The 25,486-nt window shown below is 62.2% G+C and carries 22 protein-coding genes; 12 read left to right on the top strand and 10 right to left on the bottom strand.

The features are described from left to right. Positions 1-11: 11 nt before the first annotated feature. Entirely contained in the window at positions 12-1,475 is a 1,464-nt protein-coding gene (locus WDB88_RS10440; RefSeq protein ID WP_339107618.1) for an NAD(P)(+) transhydrogenase (Re/Si-specific) subunit beta, read from the top strand. A gap of 39 nt (positions 1,476-1,514) precedes the next feature. Here WDB88_RS10440 and WDB88_RS10435 read toward each other — a convergent pair whose 3' ends face one another. From WDB88_RS10435 to WDB88_RS10415, 5 genes are all read right to left on the bottom strand, one after another. Further along, the gene (locus WDB88_RS10435) at positions 1,515-1,883 is read right to left on the bottom strand and encodes a hypothetical protein (protein ID WP_339107617.1); all 369 of its coding nucleotides are present in this window, start codon (positions 1,881-1,883) and stop codon (positions 1,515-1,517) included. Then, positions 1,883-2,170 (bottom strand): hypothetical protein, encoded by a 288-nt coding sequence (locus WDB88_RS10430; RefSeq protein ID WP_339107616.1) that lies wholly within the window; start codon positions 2,168-2,170, stop codon positions 1,883-1,885. Before WDB88_RS10430 ends, WDB88_RS10435 begins: the two co-directional genes overlap by 1 nt. Further along, entirely contained in the window at positions 2,167-2,736 is a 570-nt protein-coding gene (locus WDB88_RS10425; protein ID WP_339107615.1) for a sigma-70 family RNA polymerase sigma factor, read from the bottom strand. Before WDB88_RS10425 ends, WDB88_RS10430 begins: the two co-directional genes overlap by 4 nt. Positions 2,737-2,808: 72 nt before the next feature. Further along, the gene (locus WDB88_RS10420; RefSeq protein WP_339107614.1) at positions 2,809-3,114 is read right to left on the bottom strand and encodes a hypothetical protein; all 306 of its coding nucleotides are present in this window, start codon (positions 3,112-3,114) and stop codon (positions 2,809-2,811) included. Positions 3,115-3,162: 48 nt separating this feature from the next. Next, a complete protein-coding gene (locus tag WDB88_RS10415) occupies positions 3,163-3,615 on the bottom strand; it encodes an EF-hand domain-containing protein (protein WP_339107613.1) in 453 nt (150 codons plus the stop codon). Between the two features lie 194 nt (positions 3,616-3,809). Here WDB88_RS10415 and WDB88_RS10410 point away from each other — a divergent pair, with 194 nt between their 5' ends. Beyond that, complete coding sequence (locus WDB88_RS10410) at positions 3,810-5,099, top strand: DUF3422 domain-containing protein (protein ID WP_339109517.1); 1,290 nt, start codon at positions 3,810-3,812, stop codon at positions 5,097-5,099. Positions 5,100-5,427: 328 nt separating this feature from the next. Here WDB88_RS10410 and WDB88_RS10405 read toward each other — a convergent pair whose 3' ends face one another. Beyond that, on the bottom strand, positions 5,428-7,014 hold the full coding sequence (locus WDB88_RS10405) for an alpha/beta fold hydrolase (RefSeq protein WP_339107612.1): 1,587 nt from the start codon (positions 7,012-7,014) through the stop codon (positions 5,428-5,430). Positions 7,015-7,202: 188 nt separating this feature from the next. Here WDB88_RS10405 and WDB88_RS10400 point away from each other — a divergent pair, with 188 nt between their 5' ends. The 3 genes from WDB88_RS10400 to WDB88_RS10390 all read left to right on the top strand — a co-directional run bounded on the left by WDB88_RS10400 (position 7,203) and on the right by WDB88_RS10390 (position 9,952). Continuing rightward, the gene (locus WDB88_RS10400; RefSeq protein WP_339107611.1) at positions 7,203-8,426 is read left to right on the top strand and encodes a glutathionylspermidine synthase family protein; all 1,224 of its coding nucleotides are present in this window, start codon (positions 7,203-7,205) and stop codon (positions 8,424-8,426) included. Between the two features lie 100 nt (positions 8,427-8,526). Next, positions 8,527-9,108: a DUF1190 domain-containing protein gene (locus WDB88_RS10395; protein ID WP_339107610.1), complete on the top strand. Its 582-nt coding sequence runs from the start codon at positions 8,527-8,529 to the stop codon at positions 9,106-9,108. Between the two features lie 151 nt (positions 9,109-9,259). Continuing rightward, positions 9,260-9,952: a DUF1236 domain-containing protein gene (locus tag WDB88_RS10390; RefSeq protein WP_339107609.1), complete on the top strand. Its 693-nt coding sequence runs from the start codon at positions 9,260-9,262 to the stop codon at positions 9,950-9,952. 333 nt (positions 9,953-10,285) lie between these two features. Here the strand turns inward: WDB88_RS10390 and WDB88_RS10385 are convergent, their stop codons facing one another. Beyond that, positions 10,286-11,032 (bottom strand): DsbA family protein, encoded by a 747-nt coding sequence (locus tag WDB88_RS10385; RefSeq protein ID WP_339107608.1) that lies wholly within the window; start codon positions 11,030-11,032, stop codon positions 10,286-10,288. A gap of 169 nt (positions 11,033-11,201) precedes the next feature. On the opposite strand from WDB88_RS10385, the gene WDB88_RS10380 reads away from it, so the two are divergent. The 6 genes from WDB88_RS10380 to WDB88_RS10355 all read left to right on the top strand — a co-directional run bounded on the left by WDB88_RS10380 (position 11,202) and on the right by WDB88_RS10355 (position 19,257). Further along, complete coding sequence (locus WDB88_RS10380; RefSeq protein ID WP_339107607.1) at positions 11,202-12,347, top strand: pyridoxal phosphate-dependent aminotransferase; 1,146 nt, start codon at positions 11,202-11,204, stop codon at positions 12,345-12,347. Positions 12,348-12,415: 68 nt separating this feature from the next. After that, a complete protein-coding gene (locus WDB88_RS10375) occupies positions 12,416-13,678 on the top strand; it encodes an N-acetylmuramoyl-L-alanine amidase (RefSeq protein ID WP_339107606.1) in 1,263 nt (420 codons plus the stop codon). A gap of 173 nt (positions 13,679-13,851) precedes the next feature. Continuing rightward, positions 13,852-16,413 carry a PBP1A family penicillin-binding protein gene (locus WDB88_RS10370; RefSeq protein WP_339107605.1) on the top strand — a complete coding sequence of 854 codons (2,562 nt, stop codon included), beginning with the start codon at positions 13,852-13,854 and terminating at the stop codon, positions 16,411-16,413. 96 nt (positions 16,414-16,509) lie between these two features. Continuing rightward, the gene (gene prfB, locus WDB88_RS10365) at positions 16,510-17,637 is read left to right on the top strand and encodes a peptide chain release factor 2 (protein WP_339107603.1); all 1,128 of its coding nucleotides are present in this window, start codon (positions 16,510-16,512) and stop codon (positions 17,635-17,637) included. A gap of 242 nt (positions 17,638-17,879) precedes the next feature. Continuing rightward, complete coding sequence (locus WDB88_RS10360) at positions 17,880-18,443, top strand: adenylate kinase (RefSeq protein WP_339107602.1); 564 nt, start codon at positions 17,880-17,882, stop codon at positions 18,441-18,443. A gap of 67 nt (positions 18,444-18,510) precedes the next feature. After that, positions 18,511-19,257, top strand: coding sequence for an SDR family NAD(P)-dependent oxidoreductase (locus WDB88_RS10355; protein WP_339107600.1), 747 nt, complete (start codon positions 18,511-18,513; stop codon positions 19,255-19,257). 54 nt (positions 19,258-19,311) lie between these two features. Here WDB88_RS10355 and WDB88_RS10350 read toward each other — a convergent pair whose 3' ends face one another. The 3 genes from WDB88_RS10350 to WDB88_RS10340 form a co-directional block, all read right to left on the bottom strand. Continuing rightward, complete coding sequence (locus WDB88_RS10350) at positions 19,312-19,812, bottom strand: polymer-forming cytoskeletal protein (RefSeq protein WP_339107598.1); 501 nt, start codon at positions 19,810-19,812, stop codon at positions 19,312-19,314. Next, positions 19,802-21,148, bottom strand: a complete 1,347-nt coding sequence (locus WDB88_RS10345; protein ID WP_339107597.1) for a M23 family metallopeptidase — start codon at positions 21,146-21,148, stop codon at positions 19,802-19,804. The genes WDB88_RS10350 and WDB88_RS10345 overlap by 11 nt, the downstream gene beginning before the upstream one ends. A 198-nt stretch (positions 21,149-21,346) precedes the next feature. Beyond that, the gene (locus WDB88_RS10340; RefSeq protein WP_339107596.1) at positions 21,347-21,823 is read right to left on the bottom strand and encodes a peroxiredoxin; all 477 of its coding nucleotides are present in this window, start codon (positions 21,821-21,823) and stop codon (positions 21,347-21,349) included. Positions 21,824-22,069: 246 nt separating this feature from the next. On the opposite strand from WDB88_RS10340, the gene WDB88_RS10335 reads away from it, so the two are divergent. Further along, a complete protein-coding gene (locus WDB88_RS10335; RefSeq protein ID WP_339107595.1) occupies positions 22,070-25,480 on the top strand; it encodes a hypothetical protein in 3,411 nt (1,136 codons plus the stop codon). The last annotated feature ends 6 nt before the right edge of the window (positions 25,481-25,486 follow it).

Raw genomic sequence — 25,486 nt, 5'->3', positions numbered from 1 at the left:
GGGTGGGATCTATGGATATCGCTCTGATCTCGGCCGCCTATATCGCGGCGGCCATCCTGTTCATCCTCTGCCTTGGTGGCCTCTCGGGGCAGGAAAGCGCCAAGCGCGCTGTCTGGTATGGCATCTCGGGCATGGCTCTGGCCATCATTGCGACCGTTTTCGGTCCGGGTGTGGGCTTCTACTGGCTGATCCTGCTGATGCTGATCGTCGGCGGCGGCATCGGTGCGCAGCTGGCGCGTAAGGTGGAAATGACCGCCATGCCGCAGCTTGTGGCGGCGCTGCACAGCTTCGTGGGTCTGGCCGCTGTCTTTATCGGCATCAATACCCATATCGTGCTGGCCTCGGTCATGCCGATCATTCTGGAACATGCCCAAACCGGCGTAATGCCCACCGCTTATGAGCAACTGTCGGGCTTTGCCGCGATTGTGGCGCATAAGTCGATGGCCGAGGTGAATATCCTCAAGGTCGAGACCTTCCTTGGCGTGTTCATCGGCGCGGTCACCTTCACAGGGTCCATCGTGGCTTTCGGCAAGCTTGCAGGCAAGATCGACGGCAAGGCCAAGAAACTTCCGGGTGGCCATGTTCTGAACGCCGGTGCGGCGATCCTGTCGCTGGCGCTTCTGCTGTGCTACATGGGTGGCTCGGGGGCTTGGACGCTGATCCTGATGGCGCTTTTGGCCTTCTTCATCGGCTATCACCTGATCATGGGCATCGGCGGCGCCGATATGCCGGTGGTGGTGTCCATGCTCAACAGCTACTCGGGCTGGGCGGCCTCGGCCATCGGCTTCTCGCTTGGCAATGACCTGCTGATCGTCACCGGTGCGCTGGTGGGCTCTTCGGGCGCGATCCTGAGCTACATCATGTGTAAGGCGATGAACCGCTCCTTCGTGTCGGTGATCCTTGGCGGCTTCGGCACGACCACGGGCCCCGCGATGGAAGTCGAGGGCGAGCAGATCGCAATCGACGCCGGTGGTGTGGCGGATGCGCTGCATGATGCCGATAGCGTCATTATCGTGCCGGGTTACGGGATGGCCGTGGCGCAGGCGCAAAACGCCGTGTCCGAGCTGACCAATATGCTGCGCTCGCGTGGGAAGACCGTGCGCTTTGCGATCCACCCCGTGGCAGGCCGCCTGCCGGGTCATATGAACGTGCTCTTGGCGGAAGCCAAAGTGCCCTATGACATCGTGCTGGAGATGGACGAGATCAATGACGACTTCCCCTCGACGGATGTGGTTATCGTCATCGGTTCGAATGACATCGTGAACCCCGCCGCCCAGGAAGACCCGAATTCCCCCATCGCGGGCATGCCGGTTCTGAAGGTCTGGGAAGCGAAACAGGTGTTTGTGTCCAAACGCGGACAGGGCACCGGTTATTCGGGCATCGAGAACCCGCTGTTCTATAAGGAAAACACCCGCATGTTCTACGGCGATGCCCGTAAGTCGGTGGATGAACTCCTACATATGATGAAAGCCTGATCAGGCAGGAAAAGGCCCCGAGGTTTCTCGGGGCCTTTTTCATTGGTGATGCGCGTCAAGCCTGTCCAGCACTAAGGGCTGTAGCTGATCCAGAAGCGCATCCAGATCGCGGCGGAAGTCGCCCATCGCCGCTTCGGTCGCTGCGCGGTCGAAGGGCTGGGCGGTGCCAAGCGCCACAATTCTGGCGCGCGCCTTCAGCACCTCTTGCAGGGCAGGGGTCAGGGTCTCGCGGTTCTCGGCCAGAGCGTCCCGCAGATCGCGCCGGATCTCGCGCGGGAAGATCACCGCCTCGCCCACGGGGCCGGTCAGCTGGGCGCGCAGCGACATCAGCCGCAGCCCCGCGCCGATCGCCAGCGCATTGCCCAATAAAGACACCGCCAGTACGCAAATCAGAACCTTGCGCTGCATCAGAAGCCTCCCGGCGGCAGGCTGCCGGTAATCAGCGCCAGGGCCAGATCATCGCCGAAGAGCGGCCCGATCACGCCCCAGCCAAGGGCGAGCGCCACAATCAGCGCGCCACCGAAGCCAAGCGTAACGGGCAGGGGGCGGATGAGAACCTCGGCCAGAGGCGGTCTGTGCGGCGTCTGTCGGGCGATTTCGCTCAGCACGGTGCGCGACAGTCGGGGGAGGTCTACGGGTGTCGCCTGCATCAGTTCGATCACGCGCGCGTCGATGTCTTCGGTGTCTTGCGTCATGGATCGATCTCCTTGAGTTGGTCGCGCAGTCTGGCGCGGGCGCGGATCAGCAGTTGTTCGACAGCCCCCGTCGACAGCCCCATGATCTGGGCAATCTCTCGGGTGCTCAGCTCGCCACTGGCGCGCAGCAAAAGCGCGCGCCGCTGGCGGTCGGGCAGATGGTGCAGGGCGGCTCGCGTCAGCCCCAGCCGCTGGCGCATCGCCAGATCATATTCGGCAGGGGGATGGTCATCGACCGGGTCGGGGGCTGCGTCAAGCCCCAGAAAGTGCCGGACCCCCAGACGCCGGTTGCGGTCGGTGCAATGGTTGGCGGCAATGCGGTAGATCCAAGTCGAGACGGCGGCCCGCGCAGGGTCATAGCGGGAGGCTTTCTGCCAGACGCGCAGGAACACCTCCTGCACAACGTCCTCGGCCTCTTCGGGGCGGCGCAACATAGCGGCGCTGAACCGCGTTACTCCGGGGCCGAAGCGCTGCATCAGGCGCTGCAGGGCCTGCCGGTCGCCCTGCGCCAGTGCGGCCATCAGCGCGACCCATTCGGTTTCGGGGCGGTTGTCGGCCTGTGTCACGCGGGCCTCCTTCCGCCCGATCCCTGCCTGCAACCGGATTGGATCGCAGGCAGGAAGGAAGGGCAAGCGTGATCAGCGGGTGACACTGATCTTGCGGCTTGTCTGGCCGGTTTCGCCATTCGTGCCGGTCGCCGTAACGGTGGTTTCGGTGCCGGTGCCGTCGCTGCTACGGGTGCGCGTTTTCGAGGCGGTCTGCCCCGTCGGGCTGGTCGCCTTGGTGGTCGTGGTGCATTTGGCCTGACCGTTTTCACGCACGCAGTCGCGGTCCTTGGTGACGGTGCTGCCTTTGCCGGTCTGCACGGTGACGCTTTGCGCCTGCGCGGTGGCGGCCATCGTGAACAGGCCGAGCGAGGTCAGCAAAACAGGGAGAAGTTTCATAGCAAAATCCTTTTGCGGGGGAGAAAACAGAGCATGACAGCTCCGTTGTTAAAATGACGCAGGCGAGAGGCCTGCAGGAAGGCGGGCGATCAGGCGCGCCAGTTCTGCCGCGCTGAGATGTCCGTCGCTGTTGCGGTCGGCACGGGTAAAGCCCTGTGTCTGTGCCTTAAACTCGGACCAGTCCACAAATCCGTCGCGATTTGTGTCACGTTTCATCAGACGCTGGCCATCCGCATGCTGCCCGCGGGCCTGTGCGGCCTGCGCCACATCCTGCGCGCGGATTTTTCCATCCTGATCGCGATCGATCCCGTTGAAGATCGTGCGGCGCAGGGCGTCGAATTCCGCCAGATCCAGCCTCCGGTCCTGATTGCGGTCATAGCGATCAAGGATCTGGGCGGCGCGGGCCATATCTGTGTCGGGGCTGGCTTCGGCCAGCGGGGCGAAAAGGGCAAACAGGCAGGACATCACAAGCGATGAGGGGCGTGACAGGCGGCAGGTCATGGCGGTCTCCGGCAAACTGGCGATGTCTTCCTTTACGCAATCCGCGCGCGGTCCCTACGCGTGCCAGCGGAAAAACTGTTGCGGCATACGAATGTATGCTAATAAATATATGATATTAATGCAAAAAATTATTTACAGGCGGGTGTGATTGAGGCAGGCTCCGACGGTCGTAACCAGGAATGACTGTCATGCCCATGCCTCCGGTCGAAGACCATCCGCAGCGCTACCCGATGGTGGCAGAGCTTCATGCGCGCCCCTTTCCCAAGATATCGGTGCCCTCGCATGTGGTCTATCTGGCGGTGAAAGAACCGCTGGGGGCGGCATCGCGTTCGCGGGCGGCAGATATGGAACATCTATGTGATCTTCTGGACCGGCATGGCGCGCCGCTGCCTCCCGAAGGGGCCACCCACCATGCGGGAAATATCGGGCGATACCGGCTGTCTTGGGAAAGCCATACAGAGTTTGTCAGCTATCTTGCGCAGTCCGACGGGGTATCACAGCGCCCCTTCGATCCTGCGGAAACGGCGGTTTTCCCCGAGGACTGGCTTAGAACGGCCCCCGGAAAGCGTCTGGTGGCCGTGCATATCCGCATCAAGGAAATGCCCGAAGATCCGGGGCAACTGGCCAAGATGGTCGATGACTGGTTCGTACCGGAAAATCTGGTCTGCACCTGGGTTGTGGATGAGGCGATCGCTTTGGCGGGCGATTTCCGCATCGATGCGGCAGGGCAGATGCGTTTTGCGCTTTTCGTGCGGCCCGGAACGGGGCCGGGTCGGGTCGGGAGGGTGGTCCAGCGGCTCTGCGATCTGGAGGCCTATCGCGCGATGTCCATGCTGGGGCTGTCGCGCGCGCGCGAGCTGACCGCGCGGCTTAACAGCCTTGATCCGGCCCTGTCCTCGCTGATCGCATCCATGCGCGATGCCGATACCACGCCCGAGAAGGTGTTGAACGCGTTGCTCGATATCTCCTACGAGCTGGAGATGCTGGCGATGCATCTGTCCTTCCGTTTCGGGGCGACCCGCGCCTATGCCGCCTTGGTGCGCGAGCGGGTCGAGATGCTGCGCGAGACACGTTTTGCGGGGCGGCAGAAGCTGGGCGAATTCGTCTCGCGCCGTTACGATCCGGCGATCCGCACCGTCTTTGCCGCCGAGCAGCGGCTGAATGCGATGCTGGAACGTGCCGGTCGCGCCGCCGAATTGCTGCGCACACGGGTGGATGTGGACCGTTCGGCGCAGAACCAGAAGCTGTTGGAAAGCATGGATCGCCGTTCGGATCTGCAGTTGCGCTTGCAGCATACGGTCGAGGGGCTATCGGTGGTGGCGATCAGCTATTACGCCGTCAGCCTGTGCGGATATCTGGCCTATCCGCTCGCCAAGAAGCTGGGCATGGGCAAAGAGATGATGGTTGCGGGGCTGACGCCACTGGTTGTGCTGGCGGTCTGGCTGATGCTGCGGCGGATCAAGAAAGGCATGGGCGCGCATTGACGGGCTTGCGGATAGCAAGGCCGAGATCGGGAGGGGGCGGTTTGGCACGGACCTGCTTTGGCGCGCGCCAATCCGGCTGATACCCTCACGGTCCCGTTCAGCGTCGAACAGGCCGATCCAGGCCCCCAGTCCGCGCGGGCCCGCGCTGTCATTAAAGGCGCAGGCTCATTTCGTTGTTTCGCACGTTCCACAGGGGCCCGCGATCGATCCTGCATCGGGGTAGGCTGCTCTCGCTTTGATGGGCCGTGGTAATGCCGCGGGGGGGGGCTCTCCCGTAGCGGTGGCCGTTTTGACACGGCACCGGCTGACCAGTTCCGGAGGGTCTTGCTCAGGGTAAGGCGGCGGTATCGGCGGGCAGAGGCGGGGGGGAAGGCAGAGGCGGGAGCAACGGCACGGGCAAGGAGACGGGCAGTGAAACGGTGCCAAGCGCAGGCGGTCTGTCGGCGTCGGTCCGCACTGAGGGCGCGGGGGCGGGGTCTGCCTGTTGTGCGGGAAGAGCATCGGCGGGCGGTCTTGCCTCCTGTGCGTCGGGAAGGCGCAGACCCAGTATGGCCTCTGCTGCGCGGTCATAGTTTTTGTCCAGATGATGGCCCCCTTCGAAGGCCAGCGCCGTAACCGAGGGGCTGGCAGGGCAGGCGCTGTATTGGTCTTTGCGCCCGTACAGGCAGAGCACATGCAGGGACGGCGGCAGTGCCTCCAGGGCCGCGACCACATCGCGGCTGCCGGTCTTCTGGCCAAGCCATCCCCCCATGACCACCTCGAAGCCGGTATGGGTTTCGGGCGAAAGCAAGGCCAGCCCCAACACGTTCTCGCGCAGCGTCGCGGGCAGCAAGGGCGCATAGAACGGGGTGACATTCGCCCCCAGCGAAAATCCCACCAGAATGACGTTCTGCGTGCCGAAACGGGCCGCAAAATGCGAGTGGATGCGGGTCATATCGGCGGCAATCCGGTCCGGGCTGCGTTCCTGCCACAGATAACGCATGGTTGAAATCCCGATGACAGGTAGCCCGTTCTGTGCCAGCCGGTCTGCGATTTCCTCGTCGAAATTGGCCCAGCCGCCATCGCCCGACAGGAAAATCACAAATGCCTCCGGTGGGGTGTCCGCAGCGCTATGATCGGTGGCCGCTTCGGGCAGGTGGAGAGTGATCGGCAGATCCTGGAGATCCTGTGCACGGGTGCCGGTGTCAAAGGCGTGATCGGTTCCTGCCAGCGCCAGATAGGCCTGCACCAGCGCCGCGTTACGGGCCTCGGTGCTGTCCTCGGCGGGCGGGTAGAAGCGCACACCACGCACCGCCTGTAGCACCGAGGCCGCGTCGGTTGCGGCATCATGCCAACGCAGCACCGTCTTGCGGCCCGCTTCGGGCAGGGCGGTCTGACAGGTATCGGGCAGATCCCTGTGCAGATCCTGCGTCACGATCCCCTTGAACTGGTCGGGGCGGGTGGCGGCCGCCAAGCGCGCAAGGGCCGTCCCCTCTCCGATGCCAAGCAGGACCGGGGCACGGGGCGCGGCTTCCCGCCGCTTGCCGATTTCCTGTGCGATATATAGCAGGGCGTCGGTTGCCTGCTGGCAGCCGCCCCCGAGATCCAGAAGCCAGTCCGGATCGATGGTAATGACAAGCGTATGCATGTCCGCCAGTGTCCGGGCAATCGTTTCGCTCCGGCCTGCCGTGGCATCCGCCGCCCCGCCCGCCAGTAACAGCGCGGTCGAACGGATGTCGTCCTGCGGCTCGGCAATCGAGGTGACCGCCAGAAACAGCGCGCTGCTTTGCGGTTGTGCCATTGCGCGCAGACCACCGAAGATCATCAGGCCCAGCAGCAGGGTCAGCATCAGCCCCGGCCTTACTATCAGCGCGCGGCTTGGCGCAGGGGGCAACAGGCGCAAGACAGAACGGGTGGGGAAAGGCGAATGCGGCATCAAGTGGTCTCCTGCAATGGGCAAAGCTATAAGCGGCAAACCCTGATGAGCGGTTAAACCCTCGGAGGAAAACCGCACCGATGGCGGCCAAGGCTGGCATGGGGGGCCGAAAACGGGTAGAGCGCGGGCAAGGCCCCCCGCGATATCCGTAGGTTTGCGGTATCCGGTCAGGGTCCGAGGAGGATGATATGCGCAAACTCGATCTGCCCGAACGTGCTGGCTGGCGCGATATGGCCAAAGAGGTGGGGTTCACCTTTGCCGATATGCATGGCGAACCCTATTGGGACGAAAGCTCGGCCTATGAATTCACGCTGCGCGAGATCGAGGACCGCATCGAGGACCCTGCCACCGAGCTGCACGCGATGTGCCGCGAGGCGGTGGACCGGATCGTGAATTCGGAGGAATTGATCGGGGTCATGGGCCTGCCCGAGGCGCATTGGGATCTGGTCCGCAATAGCTGGCGCGACGGGCAGCCCGAACTGTATGGCCGTTTCGATCTGGCCTATGACGGCAAGGGACCGGCCAAGATGCTGGAATATAACGCCGATACGCCCACCTCTTTATACGAGAGCGCGGCCTTCCAGTGGCAATGGCTCGAAGAGCAGATCGCGGCGGGCGTGCTGGCGGAGGACGCCGACCAGTTCAACGGCATCCACGAGGCGCTGGTCGAGCGGTTCCGCGCCCTGTTTGCGCCCAAGACGGACCTGCATTTCACCGCGATGGGCGGCAATCCCGAGGATTATGCCACGGTCGAGGCGCTGGGTTGGGCCGCGCGCGAGGCGGGTCTGGGGGCGCATTACTGTGATCTGGAAAAGATCGGGCTGAGCGAAGAGCAGCAGTTTCTTGATGACGAGGATCGGGTGATCGGCACGCTGTTCAAGCTGTATCCGTGGGAAGATCTGCTGCGCGAGGACTATGCCCAGTATCTGGCAGGGTCGGGGGCACAGTTTATCGAACCCGCTTGGAAGGCGCTTGTCTCCAATAAGGCCATCCTGCCGATGCTCTGGTATTTCTTCGAGGGCCATCCCAATCTGCTGCCCGCCTATTTCGAGGAGGATGTGCGCGAGGGGCTGGCCGGAAAGGGCCGCCCCGCTCCCGAGATTGCCGAAAGTTTCGCCCGCGCGCATGGCCAGCTTCTGCGGGGCTATGTCACCAAACCGATTTTCTCGCGCGAGGGCGCATCGGTGCATATCATCGAGGGCAGCAAGGTCGAGACGTCGCAGCAGGACGGCTATGCGCAATATCCCCGCATCGTGCAGGCCTATCAGCCCTTACCGGAATTTTCAGGCTTCCGACCGATTATCGGGGCCTGGATCGTGGGCGGGGACTGCGTGGGGATGGGGCTGCGCGAGGATCGCTCGCGGATCACGCAAGACCTGTCGCGCTTCAAGCCGCATTTCATTCGGGGCTGATGCGCCCGTAGCTGCGGTGCCGATGCCGCGGACCTGTGATATGGGGCCTTATGCCGTGCGTGCTCGGGGCTCCGATACTGTTTGATGAAGGACCAGATTGATGAAGAAACGCTCACGCTATGTTGCCCTGACCATCATGGGGGCTGCCGCCTTTACGCTGGCGGGGTGCAAGGAGGAAAAGGTCGATGCACAGGCTTTCCCCGATCTGGCCTCTTGCGAGCAGGCGGCAGGCGCGGGGGGCGACTTCACCGCCGAGCAATGCCGCACCGCTTTTGCCCAGGCGCAGGAGCTGAACGTGGAATCCGCCCCGCGCTATGACAGCCTGCAGGTCTGCGAAGAGCAGCACGGGGTCGGGAATTGCGGCAGCGAAGAAGAGGCCACGGGGCATCAGGGCAGCGGTATGGGCGGGATCTTCATGCCGCTTCTGGCAGGCTATCTGATCGGCAATATGCTGGGCGGGCGCGGCTCGGCGCAGCCTTTGTATCGTAACGGGCAGGGAGGCTATACCAATGCCGACCGCTCGGCCAGCTTCTCGACCAATAACGGCAAGGCCAAGCTCAGTCAGGGGCTGTTCAAGAAACCGGCCACGACCATCGGCAAGGCGCCGATGACCCGTGCCACGGCGGTTTCGCGCGGGGGGTTCGGGACCAGCTCCAGCACCAGCCGCAGCTTTGGCGGCTGAGGGCGCTGGCCGGTTCCCGCCGATGGCTTGAGAATCTTGTGAACGGTTTGCGGGGAACGTCTCTGCCCGAATGCGGGTTGTTTGTCCAAATCGCAGCACAGCGCCGGATCGGTGCGCAGCGGCTGCGACGGGTAAGCTTAGGAGATAGAAGATGTTCAAGAAAACCACGATGACCGTTGCCGCATTCGCCACGCTTGCAACCGCAGGTCTGGCCACCAGCGCCTCGGCGTTTCCGGCCATGCTTGGCACTGACAGCTCGCTGCGCGCAGGGCCGGGGGCGGATTATCAGGTCAGCTCGACCGTGCCGCAAGCCGCCAATATCGAGGTGGATGGCTGCATCTCGACCGGCAGCTGGTGTCAGGTCAGCTATGGCGACAATACCGGCTGGACCCCCGCGTCGAATATCGCGATCCATGAGGGGAACAACATCGTCTATCTGGCCGATCGCCCGAAAAATGTCGATGTGAAGACCATCGAGATCAAGGATAACGGCAATGGCCAAGCGGCCGGTGCCTTTGCCGGTGCCGCCGCAGGTGGGGCGGCAGGCGGCGCCATTGCCGCAGGCACGGTGATCGGCGGGCCGGCTGGTGCCGTTGTGGGGGCGCTTATCGGGGGCGCGCTGGTTGGCGAGGCCGCCAAACCCGAGCCCACCACGGTCACCTATGTGCAGGAGCATCCGGTTGATCCGGTCTTCCTGAAAGGCGATGTGAAAACCGGTGCGAAGCTGCCCGATAACGTGGCATTGCAGCCCGTGCCCGACAGCAAATACGCCTATGTGAACGTCAACAAGGAACCGGTTCTGGTGGACCCGCATAGCCGTGCCATTGTCTATGTGTTCAACTGATCTCTTCTGTTGAGGAAGATCCGGAAGCTGGCCCTCGGGCCAGCTTTCTGCTGCGTGGTCCAGAGCACGATCCTGTCGGACGGGGCCGCTATCCAGATGGGCTGGCCCGAATGGCAGAACCCGCAAAAGCCGCCCCGTAGAGGACCGCTCCGGCTTGCCGCCTGCCAGAGGCCAGAGAGCTGCCTGTTCGGGGGCTTCCGATCCCCCAGTGTCGCGTGCGGTGGAAGGCTTGGGGCAATCTCTCCCGAAACTTGCCATCAGGACCGGCGCTGCGTCTTATCGCCGCGCCAGACATCAGTGCCAGAAATCGGTGCCAGTTACAGCCGCGCCTGTTCAGCCGCGCTGATCGGCGACGATCTTTTTCATGGCCTCTTCCGGCGCATAACCGCGCAGCATCTCGTCGCCGATCACAAAAGACGGGGTGCCGGACAGGCCCATCCGCTGGCCAAGCGCGTAATTCGCCTCGATCACCTTTTCAACCTCGGGCGAGGCGGCGGCTTTCTGGATCGCATCGCCGTCCAGATCGAGCTTCTTGGCCAGCGCCGAAAGGCTGTCATCGGAAATATCGCCACGCAGGGTCATCAAGGCGTTATGGACCTTCTCATACGCCTCATCGCCCGCGACCTGCTTGGTGGCAATGGCAAAACGCGCAGCCTTTACCGAGGCGTCGCCCAGAATAGGGAATTCCTTGACGATGAAACGGATATGGCCATCCGATTTCAGAAGCGCGTTGATTTCGGGATAGGCCTTCTTGCAATAGCCGCAGCGGTAATCCATGAACTCGACAATCGTCACATCCCCATCGGGATTGCCGCCCACCCATGACTCGGGATCATTGGTCAGCTCGTCTTCATTGGTCGCAATCAGTTGCTGGTCATTCTGCGCGATCTGGGCGTTCTGCTTCTTTTCAAGCTCGTTGATCGCCTCCATCAGGACTTCGGGATTGTCCATCAGGTAATTGCGCACGGCCCGTCCGAAATCGGCGCGTTCGCTATCGGTCATCGACCCCAGATCAAGCGCGCCTGCGGGCTGGGCCAAAAGCGCAGAAAGGGCGAAGGCGGGAAGGAGTTTGCGGGTCATCTGGGTCCTCTGTCGATCCTTGGTCCAGCGCCACAGACCGGCGCGGGAGGTTGGCGCCCACACTGGCGCAAGCGCGGCGGCGGGGCAAGGGGGGGCACAGCCTTTGCATTGACCTATGGCAGCGGCTGGCCTATCGCGGCGGGGTCGAAGCCTAAAATGGAGCCCCACCATGCGTTTCTCAACCCGCGGACAAGTCGATCCTTTCATCGTGATGGATGTGATGGAGGCTGCGCGCGCAGCCGAAGGGGAGGGGCGCGATATCGTTCACATGGAAGTGGGCCAGCCCTCGACCCCCGCGCCCTCCGGTGCCCGCCAGGCGCTGGCGCAGGCGCTGGACGATCAGGCGATGGGCTATACCGTGGCGCTGGGAATTCCGGAGCTTCGTCAAGGGATCGCGGGGCTGTATAAACGTTGGTACGGGGTCGATCTCGATCCGGCGCGGGTGGTGGTCACCTCGGGCTCCTCGGGCGCGTTCGTACTGGCATTCTCGGCGCTGTTCGACGCGGGCGACAAGGTTGCTCTGGGCGAGCCGGGCTATCCCAGCTACCGCCAGATCCTGCGCGCGATGTCGGTGGAACCGGTGGGCATGCCGACCAGTGCCGAAAACCGCTATCAGCCGGTGCCTTCGGATATCCCCGAAGATGTGCAGGGGCTGATCGTGGCCTCGCCGGGCAATCCGTCGGGCACCATGCTGGGCAAGGCTGAACTGAAGGCGTTGATGGATCTGGCCGAGGCGCGCGATCTGGCTTTCATCTCGGACGAGATCTATCATGGCCTCCATTACGAGGACCGCGCGGTGACGGCGCTTGAGGTCTCGGATCAGGCCTATGTGGTCAATTCCTTCTCGAAATATTTCTCGATGACGGGCTGGCGGGTCGGCTGGCTTGTGGTGCCCGAAGACCATGTGCGCACAGTCGAGCGTCTGGCGCAGAACATGTTCATCTGCCCGCCGCATGCCAGCCAGATTGCCGCCCTTGCCGCGCTGGACTGCATCGACGAGCTGGAGGCCAATCGCGCCGCCTATGCCGAGAACCGCCGCCTGATGCTGGAGGTTCTGCCGCAGATCGGCTTTGACCGCATCGCGCCGCCCGATGGGGCCTTCTATATCTATGCCGATGTCGCGCATCTGACCGATAACTCGCTGGCCTTTGCCGAAGAGATCCTGCGCGAGGCAGGGGTTGCCGTGACCCCCGGGCTGGATTTCGACCCTGCGCGCGGGGCCACGACGCTGCGGTTTTCCTATGCGCAGTCGACCGACCGCATCCGCGAGGGGCTTGCACGGTTGCAGAGCTTCATGGCGCAGCGTGGCAAGTGAGCACTGACTTTCGGAGGGCGCTGCGCTAAGCTCGCCCCGAACAGGATACAAGAACGGAATCGGGCAGAATGCGGAGATCGGCGCAGCCGTGTCATGGGCGCTTGGCGCTTTTCTGGGTCATGGCGCTTTGGGCGTTTCTGGCGGGGTGCGGTCTGGCGCAGGCGCAAGACAGCCGGCTTTCGGCGCTGGCGCAGCTTGATCCGGCGCGCAGTGGCATCACCGGCGATGCAACGCAGACGGATCTGCGCTTGGGGCTGTCGCAGCCTGTCGCGTGGCGGGCGTTCTTGCTGGATAATCCGCCGCGTCTGGTGGTGGATTTCCGCGAGGTCGATTTTTCCGCACAGGATCCGGCGGTGATGCTGGGCAAGGGGGGCAAAAGCGGCGCGGTGCAGGTGCTGCGCTGGGGGCCGTTCCGCCCCGGCTGGTCGCGTCTGGTGGCCGAGCTGTCCGGCCCGATGAAAATCGCGGCCGCGCAGCTGCGGACCGGCGAGGCGCCGGAACTGGATATTTCGCTGACTCCGGTCAGCAAAGACAAATTCGAAACAACGCAGGGCGACCCGAATTCGGCCTTGTGGGATTTGCCGCAGCCGGCGCCGGTTCCGGCTCCGATCCTGCGCCAAGATGGCTCGCGCCCGCTGCGGGTGGTGCTTGACCCCGGTCATGGGGGCATTGATCCCGGTGCGGAGGCGGAGGGCACTTCGGAGGCGGTGCTGGTGCTGACCTTCGCGCGCGAGCTGAAAGAGGCCCTGACCCGCGCGGGGATCGATGTGGTGATGACGCGCAACGAGAATGTGTTTGTGCCGCTTGAGACCCGTCTGACGATTGCGCGCAAATCCGAGGCCGATCTGTTCATCTCGCTGCATGCCGACGCGCTGGCCAGCGGGAAAGCCACCGGAACGGCGATCTATATGCTTGACGAGAAAGCCACCGACGACGCGTCGCAAAAACTGGCCGAGCGCCATGATCGCGCCGATATTCTGGCCGGTGTCGATCTGGACGGGCATGGCGATGATGTCGCACGGGTGCTGATGGATCTGGCGCGCACCGAGACGCGCCCGCGCACCGTGCGTTTTACGCAGGTTCTGGTGGGAGCACTGAAATCGGCGGGGGTGACGCTTTACAAACATCCCGTGCAGGGGGCCGATTTCTCGGTGCTGAAATCCGCCGATTTCCCTTCGGTGCTGATCGAGCTGGGCTTTCTGGACTCGGAACGGGATCGCAAGCATCTGCTGGATGACAGCTGGCGCAAAACCGCGGCCGCCGCGATCACGCAAGCTGTGCAATCCTGGGCGCAATCGGATGCGGCAGAGGCAAGACTTTTGCGCCAGTAGCCCTATAAATGACGCTGAATGCTGTAGAAACGCCGCTCACATAGCCGAGATGTGAGCGCGATCTTGCCGCGAAGGCGTATAACTTGTTTTGACCCCGCAGGCCGTGGCGGCTATAGGCGGGCAGAATTGCGGTTTTCCGCGATAAACGGGCATCCCCCGGTAAGGAGCGAACCTTGATCCGATTTATCCTGTCCTTCTTCGGCAGCATCTTTTCGTGGATTGTTACGGCGGTGTTCTTCGCCGCGCTGACGGTCGGGGCGATCTTCTGGATGTATTCCCGTGACCTGCCGAGCCATGATCAGCTTTCGCAATACCAGCCCAAGACGATTTCGCGCATCTATAATGGCGACGGGCGCCTGATCGACGAATTCGCCACCGAGCGCCGTCTGTTCGTGCCGATCGACGAAATTCCGCCCATCGTGCAGGATGCCTTTGTGTCCGCAGAGGACAAGAATTTCTGGCACCATGCGGGTTATGATCCGGTCGGGATCGCGCAAGCCGTGTTCGAGGCGGTGCGCACCGGCGGCCATGACGTGCGCGGGGCCTCGACCATCACCCAGCAGGTGATGAAAAACTTCCTGCTGTCTTCGGACCGGTCGGTCGAGCGGAAGATCAAGGAGCTTATTCTGGCCTCGCGGGTCGAACATGCGCTGCCCAAGAAACGCATTCTGGAGCTCTATCTCAACGAGATCTTCCTCGGCCAGAATTCCTATGGTGTGGCGGCGGCGTCGCTGACCTATTTCAACAAGCCGCTGTCGGAACTGAAGCCCTATGAGGCCGCGACACTGGCCTCGATGCCGAAAGCCCCGTCGAATTACCATCCGGTGCGCGATATGCAGCGGTTGAAGGACCGCCGCAACTATGTGCTGCATGAGATGTGGCAGAACGGCTATATCTCCGAGGCAACCTATCGCGAAGAGCGTGAATTGCCGGTGAAATCGGTGCAGAACGGGGATTACGCGCCGTTCCGCGACCAGATGCCGCCGCGCGACTATTTCACCGACGAGATCCGCCGCCAGCTTTCGCGCAGCTTCGGTCAGGACGAGTTCTTCTCGGGGGGGTTGACCGTGCGCGCAACCGTCGATCCCGAGATGCAGGCACAGGCAGGACGCGCCCTTCAGCATGCGTTGGAAGATTATGACCGCAGCCGGGGTGTCTGGCGGGGCACGGGGGTGACCATTCCGGCGGACAAGCTGAAAAACGAGGCCGATTGGCGCGCGGCGCTGGCCGATGTGCGCAGCGATAAGGTGCCGCGCGATGTCGAGGGCTGGATGCCTGCCGTCGTGCTGTCTGTCGGCAAGGAAGATGCCCGCATCGGCATCGAGGGGATCAAGGAAGAAGGCAATGGCAACTGGATCCCCGCCAAGGATGTGCAATGGGCCCGCAAGCTGAACGAGAACGGCAAGCTGGGTCCGAAGGCGCGTGTGGCGTCGGATCTGGTGAGTGTGGGCGATGTGGTGATGGTGCGCGCCATGACCTCGGACAGCGATGGCAGTTTCATCCGCTGGACGCTGCGGCAGGTGCCGCAGGTGGAAGGGGCCTTCATGGCGATGGACGTGCATACGGGCCGTGTGATCGCGATGCAGGGCGGCTTCTCCTATCAGTCGACCGTATTCAACCGCGCCACGCAGGCGATGCGCCAGCCGGGCTCGAACTTCAAACCCTTCGTCTATGCGGCGGCGCTGGATTCGGGCTTTTCGCCCGAGACGGTGGTGGTGGACGCCCCGATCGAGGTAAATACCCCGCAAGGCCTGTGGCGTCCGAAGAACGCCTCGAACAAATATTACGGCCCGACCCCGATGCGGACCGGTCTGGAACAGTCGCGTAACCTCATGACCGTGCGGATCGCGCAGGAAATCGGCATGGATACCATTGCCAATTATGCCGAGCGCATGGGCGTCTATAACCCGATGAAGAAGTTCCTTGCCAACGCGCTCGGGGCGCAGGAAACCACGATGTTCAATCTGGTCTCGGCCTATGCGATGTTCGCGAATGGCGGCAAGCGGGTGGAGCCGACGCTGGTGGACCGTGTGCAGGACCGCTATGGCCGCACGATCTACCGCCACGACCAGCGCGTCTGTGACGATTGCAGCGCCCAGACCCTGCCTGCGGGCGAGGGGCCGCGGATCGAGTCGAATTCCGAGCAGGTGGTCGATCCGATCACCGCCTATCAGATGATCTCGCTCATGAAGGGCGTGGTCCAGCGTGGTTCGGGCCGCGGGGTGAATATCAGCGTGCCCGTCGCGGGAAAAACCGGCACGACCAATGATGCAAAAGACGTGTGGTTCACGGGCTTTACTTCGAATATCGTCGCGTCGTGCTATATCGGCTATGACAATCCCAAAGGGCTGGGGGCGCATGCTTTCGGCGGGACGCTCTGTGTGCCGGTGTTCAACGAATTCATGAAGGAAGCGGTCAAGAAATATGGCGGCTCCGAATTCACCGTGCCGCCGGGCGGGCATTGGCAGAACTTCAACCGCTTCACCGGCGAGATGCTGCCGCCGGGGGCGTCGGGCGATTATGTGCAGGCCGAATATCTGCGCGAAGGCCAGAGCATTGCCGGTATGGGGCTGGTGGTTGATGGCGGCTTCGGCATGGGCTCCAACCTGCCGCTCTTTGCGCCCGGGGAAAGCGATGAGGGCGGGACATCTGTCACCACCTCCTCCGGCAAGACCGCGATCCTCCCCAAACAGCGCGCGAATTTCGGCACAATCAGTGCCGGCGGGCTATACTAACATCGCAGGCCACGGATTTTCGGCCCCTTCGACAACTTGTCGAGGGGGCCTTAAATCTGTATGACCGGCCAGAACAGGAAAAGGACAGGTTTCGACATGCGCGCCGAGACGCAGAACATCGTTGAACAGATCAAGAAATCGCTCGACCTTCTGGGGCAGCGGATGGACCTTGAAACGGCTCCGCACCGGATCGAGGAATTCAACGCCATGATCGAGGACCCGACGCTGTGGGACGATCAGGCCCGCGCGCAGAAGCTGATGCGCGACCGTCAGGCGTTGTTGGACAAATACGAGACCTATCAGCGCATCAAGCAGGAGCTTGAGGACAATATCGAGCTGATCGAGCTGGGCGAGATGGAAGGCGATTCCGATGTCATCTCGGAGGCCGAGGCCGCGTTGAAGGCCCTCAAGGAAGAGGCTGCCGCCAAGGAGCTGGAAGCGCTTCTGAATGGCGAGGCCGATGGCAATGATACCTATCTCGAAGTCCATTCGGGCGCGGGGGGGACGGAAAGCTGCGACTGGGCGTCGATCCTTGCGCGGATGTATGTCCGTTGGGCCGAGAAGAAGGGCTATGAGGTCGAACTTGAATCCGAGACCGCAGGCGAAGAGGCGGGCATCAAATCCGCAACCTACAAGATTTCCGGCCCCAATGCCTATGGCTGGCTGAAATCGGAATCCGGTGTGCACCGTCTGGTGCGGATTTCGCCCTATGACTCGGCGGCGCGTCGGCATACCTCTTTCAGCTCGGTCTGGGTCTATCCGGTGGTCGATGACAATATCGAAATCGAGATCAACCCGTCGGATATCCGCATCGATACCTACCGGTCTTCGGGCGCGGGTGGCCAGCACGTGAACACCACCGACTCTGCGGTGCGGATCACTCACTTGCCGACCAATATCGTTGTGACCTCCTCGATGAAGTCGCAGCACCAGAACCGTGAAATCGCGATGAATGCGCTGAAATCGCGTCTCTACCAGTTGGAGCTCGACAAGCGTAACGCCGCGATCAACGAGGCGCATGAGAATAAGGGCGAGGCGGGCTGGGGCAACCAGATCCGGTCCTACGTGCTGCAGCCCTACCAGATGGTGAAGGATCTGCGCACCGGACACGAGACTTCGGACAGTCAGGGCGTTCTGGATGGCGATCTTGACGGGTTCATGGCCGCGACGCTGGCAATGGGCGTCGAGGGCAAATCCCGCGCCGATGCGCAGGCGGCGGATTAAGACCGGCTTTGTTCAAGCACCGAATCTTAGGTGCCTAATCACGCGGAACAGGGAGGGCGAAGGCTCTCCCTTTCTCATTTTGGTGAACCGGATCTCAAGAAAACTGATCGAATTGCGTAAATTTATGCTGCAGGACAGCATCGTGAACAAACTGGTAATTGATTTTTGAACGATGATCGGGAAGATTATGAACAAGAGATGACTGCCTACAGGGCCCTTTAACGGGAAATTAGGAGGCCTTCATGAAACCTAGAATTTACATCACCGGTGCTGCGGGTGCGGGTTCGACATCGCTTGGTCAGAAGATCGCGCAGACGCTTCAGGTTCCCTATATCGATACGGATGACTGCTATTGGGCCGAAACCGAGGTACCCTTTACCTGTAAACGCGAGATTGGCGAGCGCTGCGCGCTGATCGAAAAGGCGCAAGGCAAAGGCGGCCCCGAAGGCGGATGGGTTCTGGCCGGAGCCGCCGATGGCTGGGGCGACGCTATTTTACGGCAGGCCGATCTGGTCATTTTCCTGCGCGCGCCTACGCCTTTGCGACTGACCCGTCTGCGCAAGCGCGAGGTTCTGCGCTATGGCACGCGGGTGGCACCGGGCGGCGATATGGAGCAGATCTACCGCACCTTCCTGAACTGGGCGGCCAGCTACGACGACCCCTATTTCTGCGGACGTTCACTGAACCGCCACCGCGACTGGCTGGAAAGCCAGCCGGTGCCGGTGCTGGAGCTGTCCGGTGCGCGTCCGATTGCCGAACTGGAACATGACGCGCTGGCCGAGCTGGAGCATCTGGTCGCGGCCTGAGTGACAGATTGTCTTTTGGGCGGAACTCCTTTCCCCTCAGCGCGTAGGGCAGGAAAGGAGCAGTATCATGGACTTCAACGGAAAAACCATCTGGCTGGTGGGTGCAAGCTCCGGGATTGGCGAGGCGCTGGCGTTTGAACTGGCACAGCGCGGCGCGCGGCTTGTGCTGTCGGCGCGCTCCGAAGCGCCCCTGCAGGCGCTGCAGCAACGGCTCGGGCCGCACCATGCGGTTCTGCCCGTGGATCTGGCGGATAAGGCCGGCGTCGATGCGGCATGTCAGGCGATCTTACCACTGGTCGGGCAGGGGCCTCTGGACGGGATGATCACCACCGCCGCGCTTTACGATCCGGGGCTGGTGCGCGAGATCGATTGGGACAAGGCCGAGCAGCTGATGCGCGTCAATCTTCTGGGGACGCTGGCCTTTGCGCAGGCCGCCCCCGCGCTGTTACGCAAAGGCGGTCAGCTGGCGATTTTCGGTTCGGTTGCAGGCTATTTCGGGTTGCCCAAGGGGCAGTTCTATTCGGCCTCGAAAGCGGCTGTGATCAATCTGGTCGAGAGCCTGCGGGTGGAATATGCGCCCGATATCGATGTGCGGCTGATCTCGCCCGGTTTCGTCAACACCCGCCTGACGCAGAAAAACCAGTTCGACATGCCCTTCATCATGGAACCCGAGGCCGCGGCAAAGGCGGTCGCGGATGGTCTTGCAGGCCATCGCTTCGAGATCCATTTCCCTAAGCGCCTCACGCTCGGGTTGAAGCTTTTGCAGCTTTTGCCCTATGCGTTGTCGCTGCGGCTGACAAAACGTCTTCTGTAAACGCAAAAGGGGCAGCGCGATGGCTGCCCCTTGCAGAATGCAGGACTGCGGTGATCAGTCTTCGCTGCTAACCGGCGGAGCCAGTTTCGGCGTGACATCGCCCGATTGCAGCGGGTCTTCCTGACGCTGCACGGACCCTTCGAAATGGGCACCGGATTCAATCGCGATGGTTTTGTGGATGATGTCGCCTTCGACCTTTGCGGTCGAGGTCAGGCGCACTTTCAGGCCACGCACGCGACCGATCACACGGCCATTGACCACGATATCATCTGCAACGATTTCGCCGCGGATGGTGGCGGTTTCGCCAACGGTCAGCAGATGCGCGCGGATGTCGCCTTCAACAACGCCCTCAACCTGCACATCACCCGTGGTGCGGATGTTGCCGGTGATGGTCAGGTCGGAAGACAGCACCGAAGCACCGGGCTTGGCGCGGGGCGCACCACCGGGAGGCGGCGCGAAATCGCTTTTGCGCGGCGGCAGGCCTGCATCGGCCTTGCTTGCTTCGGGTTCGCCGGATTTGGTGCCGGGCTCGTGGATTTTGCTTTTAGAAAACATTCTTTGCAGCCTTGATGAAGGTCATCGGATCAACGGGTTTACCGCCTAACCGGATTTCATAGTGCAGATGCGGTCCGGTTGACCGTCCGGTATTTCCTGTATCACCGATCAAATCGCCTTGCGAGACCTTTTGCCCTTTCTGCACGCGGATTTTGGACAAATGGCCATAAACGGTCGAAACACCGAATTCATGCTGGATTTTGATCACCTGACCATAGCCATGTTCCCATTCGGCGGCGGTGATCACACCATCGGCAGGGGCATAGACATGGTTGCCGATGGGCAGCGCCATATCGACACCGGCATGCAGACGGCCCCAGCGGTAACCGAAGGGCGAGGAATAGCGGAACTGCGATTTCAGCGGCAGCTGGAAGGGCAGCTTGTCGGCGGCGATGCGATACATGTTGATCTCATCGAGCTTTTGCAGGATCGACGCCGCGCGCTTGTCATCCTCGGTCAGGGAGGCGGGGCTTTTGGAGGACATCGACACGCTGCCCAAAGGGCCGCCCGTACCGGAATAGCCCTTGCGGATCTCGCTCAGGATCTTGTCGGTGTTCAGCCCTGCCTGTTTGAACATCTTGTCGAACGGCGCCATCGAGATAGTCACCGCATCTTCAAGCGTGGCGAAAATCTGGTCATTGCGTTGTTCAAGCTGGCGTTTCTGGAGCGCAAGCTGTTCGGTTTCCTGCCGTGCATCCTGCGCGTCCTGCGTCGCGCTATCGCGTTCGGTCGCGATTTCACCCAGAGCGTTGGACAGCATCTGCACGGTTTCCGACATATCGACATTGCGCGCAGCGGGGCTGCCTTTGCCATCCTTGCCCTGCTGCAATCCGGCCAGCTGGGTCTTGGCAGCGTCACGTTCGTTCATCACGCGGCGCAGGGTCTGCTGCACCACCTTCAGGCCGGTTTCCAGCTCGCGGCGATGTTCTTCGGATTGCAGAAGCGCCGATTGCATCTGCGAGACCTGACCAAGCGCGGTCTGGAACCGCTCCTGCGCCGCCAGCGCCTCGGAGGCGCGGCTGTCTCGTTCACGCGCAAGGCTATCCAGGCGGTGTTCGAAGGCCTTTTGCGAAATGGCCGCCTGCTGCGCCGAGGAGCCTTCGGAAATATTGTCGATAAACAGAAGCGAGCTTGCCACGATGGACCAGCCAAACAGCACCGCCCCGACAGCCAGCACCGAAGCCTGCGTCAAAGGGCGCAGGCGCACAAAGCGGGTCGAGTCATCCGATTTCATAAAGAGGCGCTGCTCGGGGAGCCAGCGCTCCAGGGCAGAGTTGGTACGATCCAGTAGACGTCGGGGCAAAGGCTTGGGTCCTGCTCTTCCTGAGGGCCACATCGCAAGGGCGAGGCTGTGGCCGAATTGTCACCTGTGCGACATGAAGTGGTTGATAGATCTTGCGCGAGGCACGAAACCGATTAGCAACCACGCGGCCCATCTGACAACCTGATTCCTTGCCTGCGCGCAGGACATCGGCCACACTTCGCATCACATCAGCGAAATCCTGCCGAGATTTTGCGTTAATTCGTTAACGTTTTAGCCCAACTCTTCGGCTTTTTGCAGGACTTCTGCGGCATGGCCGGTGACTTTCACCTTTGGCCACTGCGCGGCAATCCGGCCTTCGCGGTCAATCAGGAACGTGCTGCGTGTGATGCCCATATAGGTCTTGCCATACATCGATTTCTCGGCCCAGACGCCGTAGGTTTCACAAAGATCGCCCTCGGCATCGGACAGGAGGATGACGTTCAGGTCATGCTTGGCGCAGAAATTCTCGTGTTTTTTCAGGCTGTCCTTGGAGATCCCCAGCACCACCGTATCGGCTGCGGCAAAGGCGTCCGACAGGCGCGTGAATTCCAGCGCCTCGGTGGTGCAACCGGGCGTGTTGTCCTTGGGGTAGAAATACAGGACAACCTTCTTCCCCTTCAGCGCCGAGAGTGTCAGCAGGGCCTCGTCGCCGCCGTTTTGCGTGCGAGGCAGGGTGAAATCGGGCGCTAAATCGCCGATGGTTGCCATTTTTCTTTCCTTTTGCTTGTCTCTAAGCCTATTCACAGCCTAGATGAATTCTGCACGAACTCTATCTGTCCCGAAAATGCTGACAAGACATAGGCGGGATTTTTTGTGCCCTTTCCGGTTTTCAGAGCGGGCGGGCATGTTTTTGGGTGTGCCTGCGGGCCTTTCGGGGCGCGCAAGAGAACTTGGGGCCGGCTCGGCAGAGCCATTGCGTGAGAATTGGGCTATGGGCGCAAACGGGACGGCAGCGTGACAGACGACACGACCGATTTTTCCAAGCCGGAAGACGAGACAGAGCCGAAGCGTGCCCCAACGCAGCCTGTCGGCCGCCCTCCCATGCAGGGGCCGCCCGCAAGATCGCGCTCTATCTATATGATTTTGATTGTTTTTCTGGCGGTGCTGACCGTGCCTGTCGTCAGTCTTGTGGCTGTGCTGGCTTGGGCCGCCGTGACCCATCATCCGATGCGGGTGCCGATGGCGATCACCACCAAGGTGGAGGCGCGTGTCAATCAGGCGCTTGGCGGCACGTTACAGGCGCGGTTCTCGGGCGGGGCGGATCTGGTGATTGCCAGCGGCCTGCGCCCGCAGGTGCGGCTGAATTCGGTGCAGCTTCTGGCGCCGTCCGGACGCCCGATTGCGGTTCTGCCGCAGGTGCAGGCCGCCGTTCTGCCGATGCCGCTTCTGCAACGCCGGATTGCCCTGTCGAGCATCGAATTGAAGGGGGCCGCCGTTGCGATGCGCCGCCTTTCCGACGGGTCGCTGGATATCAATTTCGGCGGTCAGGGCGAGATGCAGCATCTGGCCATCGACAGTCTTTCGGATGTGACCGATGCCGTCGAAGCGGCCTTTGCCACCCCTGTGTTGCAAGATCTCAGCGAGATCCGCGCCGACACGATCGATATCCGCCTTGATGACGAACGGCTCGGGCGGGTCTGGCGGGTGTCGAAAGGGCAGTTCCGCCTGACGCAGGAGGCCGACCGTATCTCGGCCAGCCTGTCGCTGAATGTGGGCGAGCAGAACGATATGCCCGCCCAGCTTGCCTTGGGCGTGACCACTTACAAGAATTCGCCGCGGGCGCAGTTCGGGGCGGCGGTCACGGGGGTGCCTGCCCGTGATCTGGCCGTGCAATCGCCCGCGCTTGCAGGGCTTTCGGTGCTGGACGCGCCGATCTCGGGGTCGTTGCAGACCGCGATTGATGATCAGGGCGTCGTGTCGGGGATGGTGGCCAAGCTGAATATCGGGGCAGGGGCGTTGAGCCCTGTCGAAGGGTCGCGCCCGATTCCGTTTGAAAGCGCGGCGCTGGAATTGAGCTACAACCAGAAACAACAGCGGATCGAGATGAGCCGCCTCGAGGTGCATAGCACCGCAGCCGCCTTCAAGGCGACCGGCTCGGTGATGCTGCGTGATTTTGCCAATGGCCTGCCGCGCCAGCTTGTCACCCAAGTGGCGCTGAACGATCTGCAGCTTGATCCGGAAGGGGTGCTGGAACAGCCTGCCCATTTCTCTGACGGGATGGTCGATCTGCGCATCGGGCTTGATCCGTTCCGTGTGGATATCGGTCAGGCGCAACTGATGGAGGACCAGACACGGCTTTCGGCCAAAGGCTCTCTGGCGGCCAGTTCCAAAGGCTGGCAGGTGTCGCTTGATAGCGGGATCAGCCGGATTTCCTCGAAAGGGTTGCTGGCGCTCTGGCCGCCGAAGCTTGTCGAGCATACGCGCAAATGGGCTGACGAGAATATTGCCGATGGCACGCTTTACAATGTGCGGGCGGCCATCCGCATTGCCCCCAATCATGACCCGCGCATAGATCTGGGGTATGAATTCAGCGGTGCCGATGTGCGCGCGGTCAAGACGCTGCCCAATATTGAGGACGGGCGCGGTTTTGCCACGCTGGATGGCACAACCTATGCGATGATGGTGGAAGAAGGGCAGGTCACGGCCCCCGATGGCGGGGCAATCGAGGTGGCCGATTCCACGCTGAAAGTTCCCAATATCAAGCTTAAGCCTGCGCCGATGCAGGTCGATCTGGTGACCCGTTCGCAGATTCCGGCGGCACTTTCCCTGCTGGACGAGCCGCCCTTCAGCTTTATGAGCAAGGCCGGCAAGGGAACGGATATCGCCAAGGGCTGGGCCGTCGCGCGGACGCATCTTGAATTTCCGTTACAGCCGCATCTGAAACCGACGGATTTCAAATATGATGTCTCGGCCACGCTGACCGATGTCTATAGCGACCAGATCGTTCCGGGGAAGGTGCTGCGTTCGCGGCAGATGCGACTGCTTGCCGATCCGGAAAAAGGGCTGCGCATCGGCGGGCGGGGCCTGTTTCAGGACCAGAAATTCGATGCGTGGTGGATCAAGAAATTCACCCCCGAAGAGGCCCAGCATTCCCAGGTGCAGGGCTATCTGAATATCACCCCCGAAGGGCTGACCAAGCTGGGCGTGGCGCTGCCCGACAATATTCTGTCCGGCGAGGGCTGGGCCGCGCTGGATCTGGATATGGTGACGGGAGAGCCGGTCAGATATGTGATCCGCAGCGATATGAAGGGGATCGGCCTGTCGATCCCGCAGATCAGCTGGCGCAAGGGGCAGGCCTCTTCGGGCAAGCTGTCGATTGCGGGCGAGTTGAGCCAGCCCGTGAAGGTCGACCGGATCTCGCTGGATGTGCCGGGGTTGAAGGCGGAAGGCTCGGTCGCGTTGCGGGCCGATGGCGAGGGGCTGGAGCGCGCAAGCTTCGACCGTCTGTCGATTGGCGGCTGGTTCAACGGCGCCGCCGATCTGATTGGCAAAGGGCGCAACCGCCCGCCGGGCGTGGCCATTCGTGGCGGGCGCCTGACGCTGTCGGACCTTCCGTCGGGAACCAAGGGCGCGGGCAGCGGTAGCACGGGGGGCGGCAGCACGGGGGGCGGCGCGTCGGCCTCGACCCCGTTATCGGTGCGGCTGGACCGGCTGCTGGTGACGGACGGGATCGAGCTGACCGACCTTGTGGGCCAGTTCAACACCCGTGCGGGCTTCAACGGCACCTTTGACGCCCGCCTCAATGGCGGGGCGGTGGTCAGCGGTGCGGTGGGGCCTTCGGCCTCCGGGCGGCCTGCGGTGCGGGTGGAAACCCGCGATGCGGGCGGCGTGCTGGCCTCGGCCAAGCTGTTTGACAATGCGCGCGGCGGGCAGATGGTTCTGAACCTGTCGCCTATGGGGGATCGCAGCTATGTGGGGCAGCTTCGGGCCAGCAATCTGAAAATCACCAATGCGCCTATTCTGGCCTCGATGCTGTCGGCGGCCTCTATCGTGGGGCTGCTGGAGCAACTGACCGGCGACGGCATTGTGTTCAATAACGCCTCGGCCGATTTCAAACTGACGCCGCAGGGCGTATCCGTGACCGAAGGCCGTGCCACAGGCGCGTCGATGGGGATCACGCTGAATGGCAATTATCACATCGGATCGGGGGCATTTGATATGGAGGGGGTGATCTCTCCGCTTTACATCGTCAACGGGATAGGCCAGATCCTGAGCCGACGCGGCGAGGGCCTGTTTGGCTTCACCTATACCCTGCGGGGGTCGAAGACCGCGCCCAAAGTGTCGATCAACCCGCTTTCCATCTTCACGCCGGGGATGTTCCGCAACCTGTTTCGGACCGATCCGCCCGCGCTGAGCACAGAATAAGACGAT

The sequence above is a fragment of the Thioclava sp. GXIMD4216 genome, assembly GCF_037949285.1.
GTDB classification, from domain to species: Bacteria; Pseudomonadota; Alphaproteobacteria; order Rhodobacterales; family Rhodobacteraceae; genus Thioclava; species Thioclava litoralis.
This window is presented reverse-complemented; position numbering and strand designations above follow the sequence as displayed.

Excerpts from the sequence above, each read along its gene's own strand:
- WDB88_RS10355 (WP_339107600.1), top strand. The coding sequence starts at position 18,511 with ATGGACTTCAACGGAAAAACCATCTGGCTGGTGGGTGCAAGCTCCGGG.
- WDB88_RS10405 (WP_339107612.1), bottom strand. The coding sequence starts at position 7,014 with ATGCCGCATTCGCCTTTCCCCACCCGTTCTGTCTTGCGCCTGTTGCCC.
- WDB88_RS10415 (WP_339107613.1), bottom strand. The coding sequence starts at position 3,615 with ATGACCTGCCGCCTGTCACGCCCCTCATCGCTTGTGATGTCCTGCCTG.
- WDB88_RS10435 (WP_339107617.1), bottom strand. The coding sequence starts at position 1,883 with ATGCAGCGCAAGGTTCTGATTTGCGTACTGGCGGTGTCTTTATTGGGC.
- WDB88_RS10410 (WP_339109517.1), top strand. The coding sequence starts at position 3,810 with ATGCCTCCGGTCGAAGACCATCCGCAGCGCTACCCGATGGTGGCAGAG.
- WDB88_RS10380 (WP_339107607.1), top strand. The coding sequence starts at position 11,202 with ATGCGTTTCTCAACCCGCGGACAAGTCGATCCTTTCATCGTGATGGAT.
- WDB88_RS10375 (WP_339107606.1), top strand. The coding sequence starts at position 12,416 with ATGCGGAGATCGGCGCAGCCGTGTCATGGGCGCTTGGCGCTTTTCTGG.
- WDB88_RS10340 (WP_339107596.1), bottom strand. The coding sequence starts at position 21,823 with ATGGCAACCATCGGCGATTTAGCGCCCGATTTCACCCTGCCTCGCACG.
- WDB88_RS10440 (WP_339107618.1), top strand. The coding sequence starts at position 12 with ATGGATATCGCTCTGATCTCGGCCGCCTATATCGCGGCGGCCATCCTG.
- WDB88_RS10420 (WP_339107614.1), bottom strand. The coding sequence starts at position 3,114 with ATGAAACTTCTCCCTGTTTTGCTGACCTCGCTCGGCCTGTTCACGATG.
- WDB88_RS10350 (WP_339107598.1), bottom strand. The coding sequence starts at position 19,812 with ATGTTTTCTAAAAGCAAAATCCACGAGCCCGGCACCAAATCCGGCGAA.
- WDB88_RS10390 (WP_339107609.1), top strand. The coding sequence starts at position 9,260 with ATGTTCAAGAAAACCACGATGACCGTTGCCGCATTCGCCACGCTTGCA.
- WDB88_RS10430 (WP_339107616.1), bottom strand. The coding sequence starts at position 2,170 with ATGACGCAAGACACCGAAGACATCGACGCGCGCGTGATCGAACTGATG.
- WDB88_RS10360 (WP_339107602.1), top strand. The coding sequence starts at position 17,880 with ATGAAACCTAGAATTTACATCACCGGTGCTGCGGGTGCGGGTTCGACA.
- WDB88_RS10385 (WP_339107608.1), bottom strand. The coding sequence starts at position 11,032 with ATGACCCGCAAACTCCTTCCCGCCTTCGCCCTTTCTGCGCTTTTGGCC.
- WDB88_RS10345 (WP_339107597.1), bottom strand. The coding sequence starts at position 21,148 with ATGTGGCCCTCAGGAAGAGCAGGACCCAAGCCTTTGCCCCGACGTCTA.
- WDB88_RS10395 (WP_339107610.1), top strand. The coding sequence starts at position 8,527 with ATGAAGAAACGCTCACGCTATGTTGCCCTGACCATCATGGGGGCTGCC.
- prfB (WP_339107603.1), top strand. The coding sequence starts at position 16,510 with ATGCGCGCCGAGACGCAGAACATCGTTGAACAGATCAAGAAATCGCTC.
- WDB88_RS10400 (WP_339107611.1), top strand. The coding sequence starts at position 7,203 with ATGCGCAAACTCGATCTGCCCGAACGTGCTGGCTGGCGCGATATGGCC.